The following is a 13,842-nucleotide window of genomic DNA, read 5'->3' on the forward strand; positions in this document are numbered from 1 at the left end:
GATGGTCGCCGCTCTTGATTCCTGGGAATCGTGTGCCTCGGTAGCCTCCGGAAGCACCTCGGTTGTCACGGTCACTGCTCCTCTCCTGATGCCGCCGCGGCGGCACGCGAACCAGGGACGCCGGTTCTGTCGTGGGCCTTCTTGGCGATGTCAGCCAGGCCCGGCCACCGCACACGTGCTGCCTGTCGCGTCATTCCTGCTGCCTCACCGATCGCGGGGTACATCGCGCCGTTGCTCGCGGCGTTGAACGCCGCCACGGTCGCCAGGTCGTCCGCCGCTGCACGGATCGCCACCAACACGGTCAGCTCTCGCAGGTAGCGTTCCTGCTCTGTAGCAACCGCGCTGTCGCTCCCGATCTGCTGCGCGACATGCGCCGCGACGTTGGTCACCAGGTCGCGCGCCACATCATGGGAGAGCTGCGCTGCGAGCGAGTGCGCTCTGTCTTTGCGCTTGTCGCCCCCGCCATCTCTTGAGCTGTCGTTGACAGCATCGTTTGTCATACCGTCCACTCTGGCCTTGACAATATCGTTTGTCAAGCGATGTGCGTAATTGCGCGCTCCATAGCGCGTCGTATGACGTGCGATCCCGTGCGCTATCTGGCGCGTGAGTGATGGCGCGCTCCGGCAGGTGATTGCGCTGGTGATCTGGTGTGTGATCTACGGCGCGGGGGAGCGCGCGGCGTCTGGCGCGATGGGGCTCGTAGGTGGTAGGCACACGGCCACAGACGCCTCCTGCGGGAAGAGAGAAGGGCAGACCGATGACGTTCGGGCAAGTGGGGCTTGACCCAGACCTTGCGATGGCGATGGAGCTGTCGCGCCGCCTACGGCCGTCCCTGGGCCGCGTCCTCGCGGTGCTCAACGGCAAGGGCGGTCAGGGCAAGACGTCGGTGACCGCCAACCTGGGAGGTCTGCTGGCCCTGGCGGCGGAGCAGGCTAACTCGCCGCGGCGGGTGCTCCTGGTCGACTGCGACCCGCAGGGGAACCTCGGCCTGGACCTCGGCTATCTCAAGCCCGAGGACGTGCCGGTCGATGGGCGGCTGCCCGAGGGGGTGCAGGTCGGCGACGACGGCAAGGGCCTGATGACGGCGCTGCAGGCGGGTACGGTGCCGCACCGGCTGCGCGACGTGCGTCCCTGGCTGGACGTGATCCCCGGCGGGTCGGCCTTGGACGAGGTCAACGGCATGATGTTCGGCAAGACCGCGCGCGGCCACGCCCACCGGGCGCGTCTGGCTCTGGCGGAGGTCCTGGCGACCATCGCCGATGAGTACGACTGGATCCTCATCGACTGCCCGCCCCGCGAGATCAACCTGCAGGACCTGGTTCTGGTCGCGAGCAGGGCCGCTCTGGTGCCGGTGAGCTTCGACCAGGCCAGCCGGCAGGGCCTGTCCGGTGTCGCCGAGCGGTTCAGCCGGGCCATGTCCATCAACGAGGACCTGGAGCTGCTGGGCGTGGCCATGTTCGGGTTCCAGTACCGCGTCAACCGCCAGGGCGACGAGGTGGGGCAGCGCCGTGAGGTCCGTCGCGAGCTGGAGGCGGACCTGAAGGCCGCGGGCACCGACGCGGTCGTGTTCAACTCCGTGATCCGCCACATGCCGTCGGTGGCCAAGGCCTGCCGCGACCGAGGTCAGCTCGTGCATGAGCTGGAGCAGGTCGAGGGCCCGAAGTGGTGGGAGGTGCGTGCCGGCACGGCGAAGGGCCGGCCGGTGCCCAGCACCGAGGCCGGGAAGGTCGCCCAGGAGTACGAGGACCTCGCCGGCGAGGTCTTCACCCGGTTCAGTGCGCTGGCGCGGTGAGCGACGTGAGCGAGCAGGACGGCCCCGACGACGCCTACACCCCGCCACCGCCGAAGCTCAGTGGCTTCGGGGGCCGCGGCTCATCTCTGACTGGCCTGGTCAGCGCTGACCGGACCTCGGCGGTCTCCGCCTTGACGGCGCCGCCGGCCGACACGCGCGTCCCTGATGACACGGAATCGGCGCCGGCCGGGCCAGCGGTCGCCGCTCGCGCGACCACGGTCGCCGAGAACGCACCGGCGCCGGAGCAGGATGTACCGGCGCAGGCCCGCCCGGCGCGTACCGAGACCGCCGGCTCAACGGCGGCGGGGGAGGGGCCCGGGAACCGTGTCGGGCCCGCCAGCGGGTTGCCGGACCTGTCGGTCGACCTGGACGATCCCGCCGCGCTCGCGGTCAGTCCCACGGTCCTCAGCGTCCCGGCGCCCCTCATGGCCCGCTTCGAGCGCGCCCGGCGTAGCTCGACGAGCAACACCGAGCTGGTGCTCGACGCGCTGCGCGCACACCTGGCCGAGCTACCAAGGCTGGTCGCGGAGGCCCGCCGGCCAATCGCCACGGCCGCCGGCGAGCCGTTCCCGTGGCGCAGCTCGGCCCAGCGGCGCGCGGCGGCCAAGATCCGCCGGGTCCAGCTGCCGATCCGCCCCCTGGCCGGAGAGCTTCAGGTCATCGACGCCCTGGTGGGATGGGTTCAGGAGCAGATCGGAGCAGGCCCCCGCTCGCTGGGTGGCCGCATCACCCGGTCCGAGGTGGTCGTGGCGGCCTTGAACGCCCACCTTCCCGCCGACCGGCCGCGCGGTCGTCGACCACGCGCCTGAGCAGCCCAAGGAAGCCCGGGAGGGGTCAGGTCGAGCCTGACCCCTCCCGGGGCTTCCGCTACTCCTGGCGGGCACGGAGCTGGTCGAGCTGGGCCTGGAGCTGGTCGGCGCGGGCCTCGGCGCGCTGGGCCCGGTCGGTGGCAGAGCTGACGGCGGCCTGGTGGCGGCCCGTCTCTTCGCGGGCGTTCACGAGGGCCTGTTCGGCAGCTCGCCGCTCGGCGGCGGCGGCCTCGGCAGCGCCCTGGGCGACGTCGGCGCGGGCCGCCGCAGCGGCGAGCTGGGCGCGCACGTCGGCCAGCTCCGCGCGGGCGGTGTCGCGCTCGGCGCCGGTGGTGGTGAGCTGGGCGGTCAGGTCGTCGTGGGCGCGGCCGGCGTCGGCGAGCGCGGTGGTGAGGCGGGCGATCTCGGCGCGGGCGGTGTCGCGCTCGGCGGTGACGGCGGCGGTGGCGGCCTCGGCGCGGTCGGCGCGTTGGTCTGCCGCGGCGCGGGCCTTGTCGGCCTTGCGGAGTTCGGCCTGGGCGTCCTTGAGCTCGGCGCGAACGGCCTTCAGCTCGTCGCCGCGGGCGGCGGCGAGCTGCTCGGCGGCCTCGCGGCGCTGCGTCTCGGTGATGACGGCCTGGGCGCGTTCGCCGGCGTGGGCCTCGGCGCGGCCTTGGGCCTCGCGAGCATCGGCGATCTGCCGCCAGGCGTCGCGCTGGGTCTTCTCGGCCTCATTCTCGGCGTCGCGGGCCCGCCGCTCGGCCACCCGTCGGGCCTCGGTCGCGGTGGTGGCGTCGGCGCGGGCGGTACGGGCGTCCCGGGTGGCCTTGTCGCGCTCGGCCTCGGCGGCCTGGGCCCGCTCGACGGCCGCCACGGCGGCGGCTTCGGCCTGCTCGACGCGGGACAGGGCGGAGCCGTCCACGGCGCGCATCGCCTCCACCACGGCGGCCAGGTCCCCGGACAGCGCCTGCACGGCCGGCAGCACCCGGGAGGTGGCCTCTCGATACGCGGCGAGGGGCTTGTCCAGGCCGGCGGCCAGTTCCGCCTGCCGCTGCTCGGCGTATGCCTGCCGGCAGCTCTTGCCGCCGGGGTGGCGGCGTTCGTCGTCCGGGCAGAACTCCGGCGGGCGGCCCCGGCCGGTGTAGGCCAGGGGTCGCTGGTCGTACTTGCAGGTCGGCTGCACGCCTCGGGGCGCGCCGTCCACGCTCGTCTCCGTCATGACCTCATCCTAACCCAATTTTTGTTTCTAGAAAACAGAAACATTTATCTGGTTTTAGAAATTAGAAACTAATGGATCATGATTGTTAGTGATCACAAAAGGGGGCCTCTGAGATCGCCGTAGAGACGATTTCAGAGGCCGGGCCTTACTGAGGTACCGGGGCGAGGGGCGGGTTAGTGGTCCAGGTCCGGCGCGAGGCCGGTGCCCGGCTGGGTAACCGCCGGCCACTCGTCGGCGGCGGCGATCGCGCGGGCGGCGGCGTGGTCGCCGCGCCCGGCCGCCCGCGCCGCGGCGAGGGCGGCGTGCCGGGCGGTGCCCGCCCCGGCGCGCTCGGCCGCCGCGGCCTGGTCGCGCTCGGCGAGTGCGGTGCGCAGCGCGGTGGTGCGGTCGGCTTGCGCGGCGCGCTCGGCGGCCAGGACGTCGCGCTCGAACGCCTGGCGCACCGGTGAGGGGTGCGGCACGGCAGCGGCCGGGTTGGTCAGGGCCCGGTCGAGCACGGTCGCCAGGTAGCGCAGGGGGGAGTGGGCGTCGCCGGCGCCGATGACGGTGCGGGCCTCGGCGTAGGGCCCGGCCAGGCCGTGGCGCTCCACCAGACGCACCACGTCGCCGGCCGTCCAGTGCCGGCTCAGCCGGGGGGCGAGGGTTGCGGCGAGCATCGCCAGGCGCAGCCCCCGCTCGCGGGCCACCGCCCGTGGGTTGCGGCGGCCGTCGTTGGCGTCGTCGAGGAACCGGGCCACGAACTCCCACCGTCGCGCCAACCCGGCAGCCAGGGGTTTCGCCCATGCCATGGCCTCTGAGCGGCGCGGACGGGCCGGTGAGCCGGCACACGACCTCTTCGTCGTCCTAGGACGCGCAGGCGCTGTCGGCCCGGCCACTCCCTTTGCAGGTGCTGGGCGCGAAGCGCCGCCGTTCTGCTCTTCACCCCGGCCGTCAGGCCGCCGAGCTCCGGCTAACGGTGACGTCGGCTGAGCAGAGAAAAACAAACCCCTTAGACCGGAAGAAGATCTCTTTCTGGACCCCATACGGGGAGGGTGGTAAAAATTCGCCATCCGTTCGGCCAGGTCGAACGCGGACGCGACGGTGGCCACCACGGTTCCGGCCGTGGCCCGGGCGGCCCGCTGCTCGTCTACCACGGCACGCACGTCGACCGGGGGAGCAGCCGCCCGGGTGGCACGAGCCCGCGCCGCCACGGCGGCCGTGACCGCCTGGCGGGCATCCGGCAGCCACTCGGCGCTGACGCCCGCCTGCAGCCGCAGGTCCTCAGCGGTGCGCTCGGCGACGACGGCGTGGGCGTCGAGCACGGCGGCCTCGGCCGCCGCCACCGCCCGCCGGGCCTCCTCCACCGCGCCCTGGTGCTCGTCGACGAGCTGCACGGCGCGCTGCAGCAGCCGGGCCACCACCGTCGCCGCCGCCCCCAGGTGCGGCGTCGGGTCGAACGGCGAGGTGTGCAGCGGCGCGAAGTCGTACACGCTGCGACGCCGCCGCAACCCGGTCTCCTCCCGCTCAGCCAGGCTGCACGTGCGGCCCACCTCCCGCCGCACCGTCGCGCCGACCCGCTCGCTGTAGGCCCAGGCGGTGCTCACCGTCTTGGCCGTCACGCCGGCGAACGCCGCGCTCGGATGCAGCCCGGCCATCGACCGCCGCCCGGCGGCGGGGTCCGCGGCGATCGCCATGACGCCCACCACAAGAGGGTGCTGCGGCGGCCGGCCGCGACCGCTCAACCCGCGCGCGGCGCGGTCGGCGGCCATCCGGGCGTAGAAGTCGGCGATCAGCCACAGCGGCCGGGCCCGGCCCGCCGGGCCCTGCTTGAGCTGCAGCCGCCCACGCGAGCCGGTCTTGGTCAGCGTCGGCATCGCCTCGACCACGCCGGCCACCCGGTCGTGCCACGTCTGCACGTAGCCCAGCCGCCGCTCGGCGCGGGCCAGCCGCCGCAACGTCGCCCGATGCGCGGCGTGCAGCTCGTCGACGCGCTGCGCCTCAACGGCGGCCTGCGCCTGGTCGTCGGCGAACACCGCCCGGGCCGAGGCGACCCACTCGGCCTCCCCGCACCGCCAGCAACCCGCACGCCGCGACGCCCGCCCTCGGCCCTGCCCACGGGCACGGTCGCGCCGCCGCCGGTGCCGCCGCGCCCGCACCGCCGCCGGCGGCAGGTCCACCACCACCGGGGCCGGATCCGGACGGCACGTCGGACACGCCAACTGCTCGGTCAGCTCCGCCAGCCACCCGGCCTCATCCGGCGTCAACGAACGCCGCGGCGCGCGACGCTGCCGACCCCGCCAACACGACAGACACAGCGGATCCGAGCCCGGCCCGTCGCGCGACACACCCTGACCGGCCCGCCCTACGGCCGCGCAGTCCGCGCACGGCTCCTGCTGGCCCGTGGCGTACGGCAGACGAGCCACGTCCGGCAAGGCCAGACGCAACTGACCTGCCCGACCGACCTCCAACACGCCCAACGACGCCGGGCCAGAGGCGAGTGAAATCAGCATCATCGACCACCGCCGGTGATCGATGAAGCAGCCGCAGCTATCGCGTCGGCAAAGTGGGGTGAGACTGGGTGCGGATAGGCGTCGCCGCGACACGCGGGAAAGGTGTCGGAGACAAGAGTGCACCCAGCCCGAAGGTTGAGTGCTACGATGTCCTCCGAGCTTGTTGGAGCCTCAGACCCTGGTATCCGCCGCCAAGCAAACACAGGGTGTGGGGCTCTCTTGCTGTCTTCAGTTAGAGGTTGAGCCGGGGCGCTCCCTCTCAAGATCGAATTAAGCGCGGTAGGCGCGTGACCCGTGGATCTTACGGTGACTTTCGCGTCGGTAGGGGTACCAACACGCTCGGATCCGTTCAGTCCTGTGCGGACAGTCGCTCGAATTGCGCACATATCAGGATGAGCCGGACGGCCTTGCGTAGTAACGGTTTCCGAGCGTGGACGCGGTGACGGGCGGCCCGGCGTGGCGGGCCGCCCGTACGCGGTGTGGGGGATGGTCACGCGGGCAGGTGGATGGTGTCGCAGTAGAGGGCGGTGCCGTCGCCGTCGTGGACGTACAGCTCCCCGAATCGGTCGTCGGCACCCTCGACCGCGGCGAGCAGCTTCTGCGCCTGCTGGCAGGCGGCGTCGACGTCGCGGGCGGTGAAGTAGACGATCGTGCTCGGGTTGTCGACATCGGGGTCGGTGACGACGTCCAGGCGGTACTCGTCGCTGGTGCCGACGACGAAGGTCTCGAACGGACGGCGGCGGGTCACTGGACCACCGCCTGCGGGTCGTGGGGTGCGTAGCCGGTGGTGAAGGGCCCGTCGACGAGGGAGACGGTCCAGCGCAGCCTTCGGGTGGTGAGCCAGGAGCCGGCGCGGCTGGCGAGGTCGCGGTGCCAGCGCCGGGTCTGGCTGGTGTCGCCGCCGTCGCTGGTGAAGGCCAGCAGGGCGTAGCCGCCGGGGATGCCGGCGTCGGGCTCGCCGGGGTGCCGGCGGCCGTCGACGGGGAAGTGCACGCTGGCGAGGGCGGGCATGCCCTGCTCGGGCAGCGTTTGCAGCATGTGGATGCGGCCGTGGTCGACCAGGTGCCAGCGGCCGTCCAGGGGCAGGCCGAGCACGGTACGGGCGGCGGCGAACAGCTCGTAGGCGTCGACGCGGTCCTGCACGACGATCGTGGTGGTGGTCGCCATCGGGTCACCGTCCCCAGATCGCGAGGGCGGCGGTGACGGCCGCGCCGGCGTAGCCGGCCAGCAGCAGCGGCACCGCGCGGGCGATGGCGGTGTACTTGGCGCGAACGGCACGGGAGAGCAGCCACAGCTCCCGCGCGCGGGTCAGCGGGGTCATCTGCGCGACGTGCTCAACGTCGCCTTCGGCGAGGCGGGTCAGCACGGTCTGCGCGTCGTCGGCGTCGGCGTAGGCCATGAAGCCGTACCCGCCAGCCAGGCGGGGCCGGGAGGCCAGCAGCAGCAGGACCACGGCGACGAGGACCACCGCGGCGGTGACCGCACCGGTGAGCACCGCGGTGGTGGGCAGGTGGCCGCCGGCTCCAGCGCCGCCGAGCACGGCCAGGCCGGCGCCGAGCAGCACCCCGGCCATCTGCAGGTAGCCCGACGCCTTGGGGTCGACGCGGAGCAGCTCGGCGCGCACACCTGCGACCTCAGCGTCCAGGGCGGCGGTGACGGTGCCTCGGCCGCAGGCCGAGGCGTGGGCACCGGCGCGGGCGAGGATCTCCAGCTCGCTGAAGTCGCTGTCGGTGATGCCGCAGCCGGTGCAGCGGGAGGTGCTGTCGGTCAGGCCGGGGGAGATCTCCACGAGCACGGCGTGGGCGCCGGCGGTGGGGATCTGGAAGTGCCGGCGGTGGCCGCGTGCGTCGTAGGAGCTGGCGTACGGGGCGCCGAGCTGGGCCGAGTTCGCGGAATCAGGCACCATGGGTGGTGCTCCTCTCTCATCTGATGCGGATGGATGGGGTGTGGCGGGCGGCCCCGAGCTCGGAAGGCGTAGGGGGCCGCCCGCGCCGCGTTAGCGGCCGGTGCGGGGGAACGGCACCACGTTGGTCGCCGGGCCGTCGGTGTCGGCGTGCTGGCCGGTGAGGGTGGCGAGCAGGTTGGGCAGCTCGTCGGGGCGCAGCAGCACCTCGCGGGCCTTGGAGCCCTCGGACGGGCCGACCACGCGCATCTGGTGCAGGGCGTCCATGAGCCGGCCGGCCTTGGCGAACCCGACGCGCAGCTTGCGCTGCAGCATCGAGGTCGAGCCGAACTGGCTGGTGACGATCAACTCGGCGGCCTGGACCAGCAGCTCCCGGTCGGCGTCGTCCAGGCCCGCGGCGTCGACAGCCCCGCCGGTCGCCGTGGTGTCGGCGGTCGGAGCGGCGGTAACCGTCGGGTCGTAGGCGGGGGCGGCCTGGACGCGCCAGTGCTCCACGACGGCGGTGACCTCGGCCTCGGACACCCACGCGCCCTGGATCCGGACCGGGGCGGAGGCGCCCATCGGCAGGAACAGCCCGTCGCCCTGGCCGAGCAGCCTCTCGGCGCCAGGCTGGTCGAGGATCACCCGGGAGTCGGTCAGCGAGCTGGTGGCGAAGGCGAGCCGGGACGGCACGTTGGCCTTGATCAGTCCGGTCACCACGTCCACCGAGGGCCGCTGGGTGGCCAGCACGAGGTGGATGCCGGCGGCGCGGGCGAGCTGGGTGATCCGCACGATCGAGTCCTCAACGTCGCGGGGGGCGACCATCATCAGGTCGGCCAGCTCGTCGACCACGACCACCAGGTACGGGTACGGCTCCAGCGTGCGGTCGCTGCCGGCCGGGGCGGTGATCTGCCCGGCGCGGACCTTGCGGTTGAACTCGTCGACGTGCCGGCAGCCGTGGGCGGCCATGTCGTCGTAGCGCATGTCCATCTCCCGCACGACCCACTCCAGGGCGTCGGCGGCCTTGCGGGCGTTGGTGATGATCGGGGTGACCAGGTGGGGGATGCCGTCGTAGGCGGTCAGCTCGACCCGCTTGGGGTCGATGAGCAGCAGCCGCACCTCGTCCGGGGTCGCCCGGGTCAGGATCGACACGAGCAGGGTGTTGAGGCAGCCCGACTTCCCGGCACCGGTGGCCCCGCCCAGGAGCAGGTGCGGCATGGCCGCGAGGTTCGTGGTCACAGCCGCGCCGTCGATATCCTTGCCCAGCCCGACCAGCAGCCGGTGCTGGTCGCGGGCGGCGCCCCGGATGACGTCGCCGAGGGTGACGATCTCCCGGTGCTCGTTGGGCACCTCCACGCCGATGGCGCTCTTGCCCGGGATGGTGGCCAGCATCCGGATGTTCTCGGTCCGCACGGCGTAGCCGAAGTTCTTCGCCAGGCCGAGGACCTTCTCGACCTTCACGCCGGGCCCGATCGTGATCTCGTGGCGGGTGACGGCCGGGCCGCGCCGGTGGTCGCTGACGCGGGCGTCGAGCTTGAAGTCGGTCAGTACGCCCTGCAGCGCCTGCGCGTGGGCGGCGGTGGCCGTGTCCTGGGCCTTGGGCCGGGCCCCGGCGGCGAGCAGGGTCAGCGGGGGCAGGTGGTAGCGGGAGCCGGCCGCCGGAGCCTCGGCGGGGCGGGTGGTCGACGCGGTCGGCGCGGCCGGAGAGACGGGCCGGACGACGTGGGCCGCAGGAGCGGGTGCGGCGGGGGCCGGGTTGACCACCTCGTCGACGACCACCTCGTCGTCGTCGGGGTCGACCTTGGCGACGTCGTCCGACCAGACCGGAGCCGTCGCCGTGACGGCGGCGGGCCGGCGGGTGCCGGCGGGGGACAGGCCGGTCAGGCGGGCCCGCAGGCTCTCGCGGGTGGCGCCGATGGCCAGCAGCAGCCCGGCAGCGGTGGCGGCCAGCAGCAGCGGCACCGCCGCCCAGCCGGTGATCCCGGCGGCCAGGGCCCGGCCGGCGAGGCGGCCGATCAGGCCGCCGGCCTCGCCGAGGCCGGCGTGCGGGACGCGGGGGGCGACGGCCAGGTCGACCAGGCCGGTCACCCCGGCCGCGGTGAGCAGTCCACCGCCGATGCTGCGGCGTACCCGGGCTCCGCGGGGGTGCCGGAACGCCAGCACCGCGCCGGCGGCCAGGAGGGCGGGCATGGTCCAGGTGACCTGGCCGACGAACAGGGCGCACAGGTCGGCCAGTCCGCCGGGCAGGGCGCCGGCCCAGCCGCCGGGTCGCCACCACGCTCCGATACCGAGTCCGACGCTGGTCAGGGTCAGGGCCAGGCCGGTCCCGTCGCGGTAGCCAAACGGCGCGTCGACGGTCGGCTCGGCCGCGCGGCGGACCAGCCAGCCGGCCCCGCCGGCGGCGCCCATCCAGCTGATCGCGGTGACCTTGCCGGTGGTCTTCATGACGTTGGTCTTCTTCCGTCGGGCGGGCCGGCGGGCCGGGCGGCGGGTGCTGGTGGTGCGCCGGGCGCCGGCGCGCGTGGTGGTCATCGGGCCACCTGCGATTCCGCGGAATCCGCGCCGGCGGGGCGGGTGATCACGACGGTGGTGTGCCGGGGGGCGGCGGCCCGGGTGCGGGCGAAGGCGGGCACGGCCAGCAGGGACCACACGGCGGCGGTGACGGCCACGGCGAGTTCGCGGTTGTCGAGTGGGCTGGCGGCCCACACCATCGCCGCGGTGCTCACCCCGTGCAGGCACCAGCCGATGCGGGCGCCCCGGGCGCCGAAGCTGGCGGCGACGAGCAGGACCACGCCGGTGATGAGCCAGCCCCACCGCAGTTGCTCGGCGGTGGCGGGCAGGCCGACGGCGTGGCTGTCGAGGTAGGCGTGCACGGGCGCGGTGATGGTGCGGCTGATCGGGCCGTGGGCCACCCAGGTGGCGGCGGCCCGCCCGGCGTCGTCGGCGATCCGCCCGCCGGCGTCGAGCGCGGCGAGCAGGCCGGTGATCAGCTTCCACAGCAGCCACAGCGCGCCGCCGGCGAGCGCGGCCAGGACGGTCAGGACGCCGGCGACGATCCAGGTGTCGGCCCGGGTGACCCACGCCGGCAGGCGGCGGGCCGCCGGGGTGGTCGGGGCGGGGCAGGCATCGGCGGGGGAGTCGATGCCGGCGTTGAACTGCGGTTCCACGGGGGTTCTCCTTCGGTCGATGGGTGGCGGGGGTCAGGCGTCGATGTCGGCGAGGGTCTGGTCGAGCTGGTCGGCGGTGACGAGCACGGTGGGGGTGCCGTCGGGCCCGGCGGGGCCCAGAACGCCGGTCTCGGTCATGCGGTCGAGCAGCCAGCGGGCCTGCTCGGTGGTGACGGTGAGCCGGCGGGTGAGCATCGCGGGGGTGGGGATGCCGGAGGTGACGACCAGGGCGACGGCCTGGCGCAGCAGCTCGTCGACGGCGACGTCCGCGGCGTCGGTGGCGGGCTGGTCGCCGGCGAGGCCGTAGTGGCCGTGGCGGGCCTTGACCACGTCGCCGCGGGCCATGAGTTCGGACAGGGCCTTGATGACGCCGCTGTCGGACAGGCCGGTGAGGGTGACCAGTTCGCCCTTGCGGGTGGTGCCGGCCTTGATGGCCTGGTAGACGTCACGCGCGGCGGGGGTCAGGCCGGACGGGTCCGGCGCGGCGGCCGGGGCCGCCGCCGTGGTCGGGGTCTGGACAGGGGCGTCCAGGTTCAGGGCGCCGGGGAACGCGACGACCTTGCCGTAGCCGGCGGCCTGCCCGGCGTCGGCCGGGGTGGCCTTCGGGGTGGCGAACTCCACGGCGTCGATGCGCCCGGAGATGAGGTCGTCGAGTTGGCCGGTGAGTTCGGCGCGGGCGGCCTCGACGGCGACGTTGCGCTCGGCGTAGGGGGTGCCCAGGGCGCGCAGGGCGACCAGGTCGCCGTCCAGGGGCGCGTCGGGGGTGTGGGCGAGCCACCAGTGGGAGGTGCCCTCGCGGGGCTCGGCGCCGGCGTGCACGGCGTCGAGTTCGTCGTCGGTGAGTTCGGCGAGGTAGTAGGACCGGAACGGGGCGGTGCGGTCGGTGGTGCCGACCGGGGCGACGGTGTAGCCGTAGCCGGGCAGGTCGGGCAGCAGCGTCGGGTCGAAGTCGAGGTTGAGGACGCTGGCGGTCTGGGTGTTGGTGGTGCGCAGCACCACGGTGTTGCCGCGGCGCACCGCGTTGCGCAGGCCGTTGCTGCCGCCGAAGGTCGGCAGGTCGCCCTCCTGAGAGGCGAGGATCAGCGCGATGCCGAGCTTGCGGCCGACGCGGCCGATGCGCTCGCAGATGGCGGTGGCCTCTTCGCCGTAGACCGCGTCGCTGAGGATCATGTGGCACTCGTCGAGCACGGCGAGGATGCCCGGCCGGTCGGGGCGGGGGGTGAAGCCGTTGCGGCCCCGGGCGGAGTTCTCGATGCCGCGCCAGTAGACCAGGCGGTCCAGGCCGCGCAGCATGGCCATGATCTGCTCGTTGCCGCGCGCGGCCCAGGTGGCGTTGCTCGCCAGCGCGTCCGACGACGTGCCGCCCTGCGGGTCGCCGTAGAAGGTGGTGACCAGGCCGGAGTCGCGCATGGAGCACAGCAGCGCCTCCAGCAGCCGGGACTTGCCCGAGCCGATGCCGCCGACGACCAGGCCGCCCCAGATGGAGTTGTGGCTGAACAGCTTCCACGGGGCCAGGCCCTCGCCGTCGGCGTAGGGGCCGAGGAACACGGTGCCGACGCCCGTGGCGGGGTCGTAGTCGAGCTGCGGGCCCCGGTAGGGCTGCGACACCTTGATCGGGGACTTGCGGACCACGGTCAGCGCGACGCGGGAGGCGTCGCCGGAGTCGTGGCGCTCCAGGACGATGTCCTCCTGGGCGACGTGCAGGCCGGAGGCGATCAGCGTCAGCGCGGCCATCGCGGTGGCGATCGACTGGCGGCCGGCGCGCAGCTGCACGTTGTAGCGCTCCTTGTTGGCGCTGATCTGCGGGTCGGTCAGGTACGACTCCGGCAGTGCGCCGCCCTTGCTGGCGACGTTCGCGGCCCACAGGGCGGGCACGCTGTCCAGGTCAAACGCCGGCGTCGGCGCGGTGGCCGGGGTGACGTTCGGGATGCGGTGGTACCGCCACCACGGGGTGGCCAGGCCGAAGCCGATGCCGGCCAGGGCGGCGGTCATGGTCCAGTCGACCCCGTTGCCGGCGGCGACGGTCAGCCAGGTCACGGCGGCGGCCAGGCACGTGTATAGCCAGGTGCGGACCTGGCGGGTGCGGCCTCGGCGCAGGACCATGGCGACGATGACGGCGGCCAGGCCGGCGGTGCCGGCGGTCGCGGCGGCCACGGCTTCGGCGTCGCCGGTGAGCCACACGGCGGCGCGGGCGAGCCACGCGGCGGACCACACGGCCACGAGGACCTTGTGCGGGGCGGTCTGGTGGCGCAGGCGGTAGCGCATCCGGTCGCGGCGGCGGGCCTCGCGGTCGGCGCGGATCTGCGCGGCGGTGGGTCCCGTCGACGCGGGTGCCGGCGGCGCGGCCATGGCCTCGACGGCGGTCAGGCCGGGCTTGGTGTGGACCATCGTGGATCACCTCGACTCTCGACGGGGGAGGGGGGGCCGCCGTGCCGGGTGACCTGCTGGTACGCGGCGTCGGGATCGACGCCGGGTCGGTGACGGCCGTGGCCGTGCCGGTCGGGG

Annotated in this window: 11 protein-coding genes; 2 read left to right on the forward strand and 9 right to left on the reverse strand. The window is 74.0% G+C overall.

The window, feature by feature from the left end; genetic code table 11:
• Positions 1-71: 71 nt before the first annotated feature.
• Complete coding sequence (locus ABD52_RS37390; RefSeq protein WP_152748201.1) at positions 72-500, reverse strand: hypothetical protein; 429 nt, start codon at positions 498-500, stop codon at positions 72-74.
• 272 nt (positions 501-772) lie between these two features.
• On the opposite strand from ABD52_RS37390, the gene ABD52_RS06765 reads away from it, so the two are divergent.
• Entirely contained in the window at positions 773-1,792 is a 1,020-nt protein-coding gene (locus tag ABD52_RS06765) for a ParA family protein (protein WP_235437381.1), read from the forward strand.
• Between the two features lie 5 nt (positions 1,793-1,797).
• A complete protein-coding gene (locus ABD52_RS39730; RefSeq protein ID WP_047891215.1) occupies positions 1,798-2,601 on the forward strand; it encodes a hypothetical protein in 804 nt (267 codons plus the stop codon).
• Positions 2,602-2,659: 58 nt separating this feature from the next.
• On the opposite strand, the gene ABD52_RS06775 is transcribed toward ABD52_RS39730, so the two are convergent.
• The 8 genes from ABD52_RS06775 to ABD52_RS06810 form a co-directional block, all read right to left on the reverse strand.
• Positions 2,660-3,799 carry a hypothetical protein gene (locus ABD52_RS06775; protein WP_047891186.1) on the reverse strand — a complete coding sequence of 380 codons (1,140 nt, stop codon included), beginning with the start codon at positions 3,797-3,799 and terminating at the stop codon, positions 2,660-2,662.
• 173 nt (positions 3,800-3,972) lie between these two features.
• On the reverse strand, positions 3,973-6,042 hold the full coding sequence (locus ABD52_RS40645) for a hypothetical protein (RefSeq protein ID WP_235437382.1): 2,070 nt from the start codon (positions 6,040-6,042) through the stop codon (positions 3,973-3,975).
• A 736-nt stretch (positions 6,043-6,778) separates the two neighbouring features.
• Entirely contained in the window at positions 6,779-7,036 is a 258-nt protein-coding gene (locus tag ABD52_RS06785; protein WP_047891187.1) for a hypothetical protein, read from the reverse strand.
• The gene (locus tag ABD52_RS06790; RefSeq protein ID WP_047891188.1) at positions 7,033-7,455 is read right to left on the reverse strand and encodes a hypothetical protein; all 423 of its coding nucleotides are present in this window, start codon (positions 7,453-7,455) and stop codon (positions 7,033-7,035) included. The genes ABD52_RS06785 and ABD52_RS06790 overlap by 4 nt, the downstream gene beginning before the upstream one ends.
• Positions 7,456-7,459: 4 nt before the next feature.
• Positions 7,460-8,194: a Pycsar system effector family protein gene (locus ABD52_RS38115; protein ID WP_082171230.1), complete on the reverse strand. Its 735-nt coding sequence runs from the start codon at positions 8,192-8,194 to the stop codon at positions 7,460-7,462.
• A gap of 90 nt (positions 8,195-8,284) precedes the next feature.
• Positions 8,285-10,702, reverse strand: coding sequence for a DNA translocase FtsK (locus tag ABD52_RS06800; protein WP_047891189.1), 2,418 nt, complete (start codon positions 10,700-10,702; stop codon positions 8,285-8,287).
• Complete coding sequence (locus ABD52_RS06805; RefSeq protein WP_053065312.1) at positions 10,699-11,337, reverse strand: hypothetical protein; 639 nt, start codon at positions 11,335-11,337, stop codon at positions 10,699-10,701. The genes ABD52_RS06800 and ABD52_RS06805 overlap by 4 nt, the downstream gene beginning before the upstream one ends.
• A 33-nt stretch (positions 11,338-11,370) precedes the next feature.
• A complete protein-coding gene (locus ABD52_RS06810; RefSeq protein ID WP_047891190.1) occupies positions 11,371-13,725 on the reverse strand; it encodes a hypothetical protein in 2,355 nt (784 codons plus the stop codon).
• Positions 13,726-13,842: the final 117 nt, after the last annotated feature.

Origin of the sequence: Micromonospora sp. RV43 (genome assembly GCF_001029515.1) — a bacterium.
Taxonomy (GTDB): Bacteria; Actinomycetota; Actinomycetes; order Mycobacteriales; family Micromonosporaceae; genus Micromonospora; species Micromonospora aurantiaca.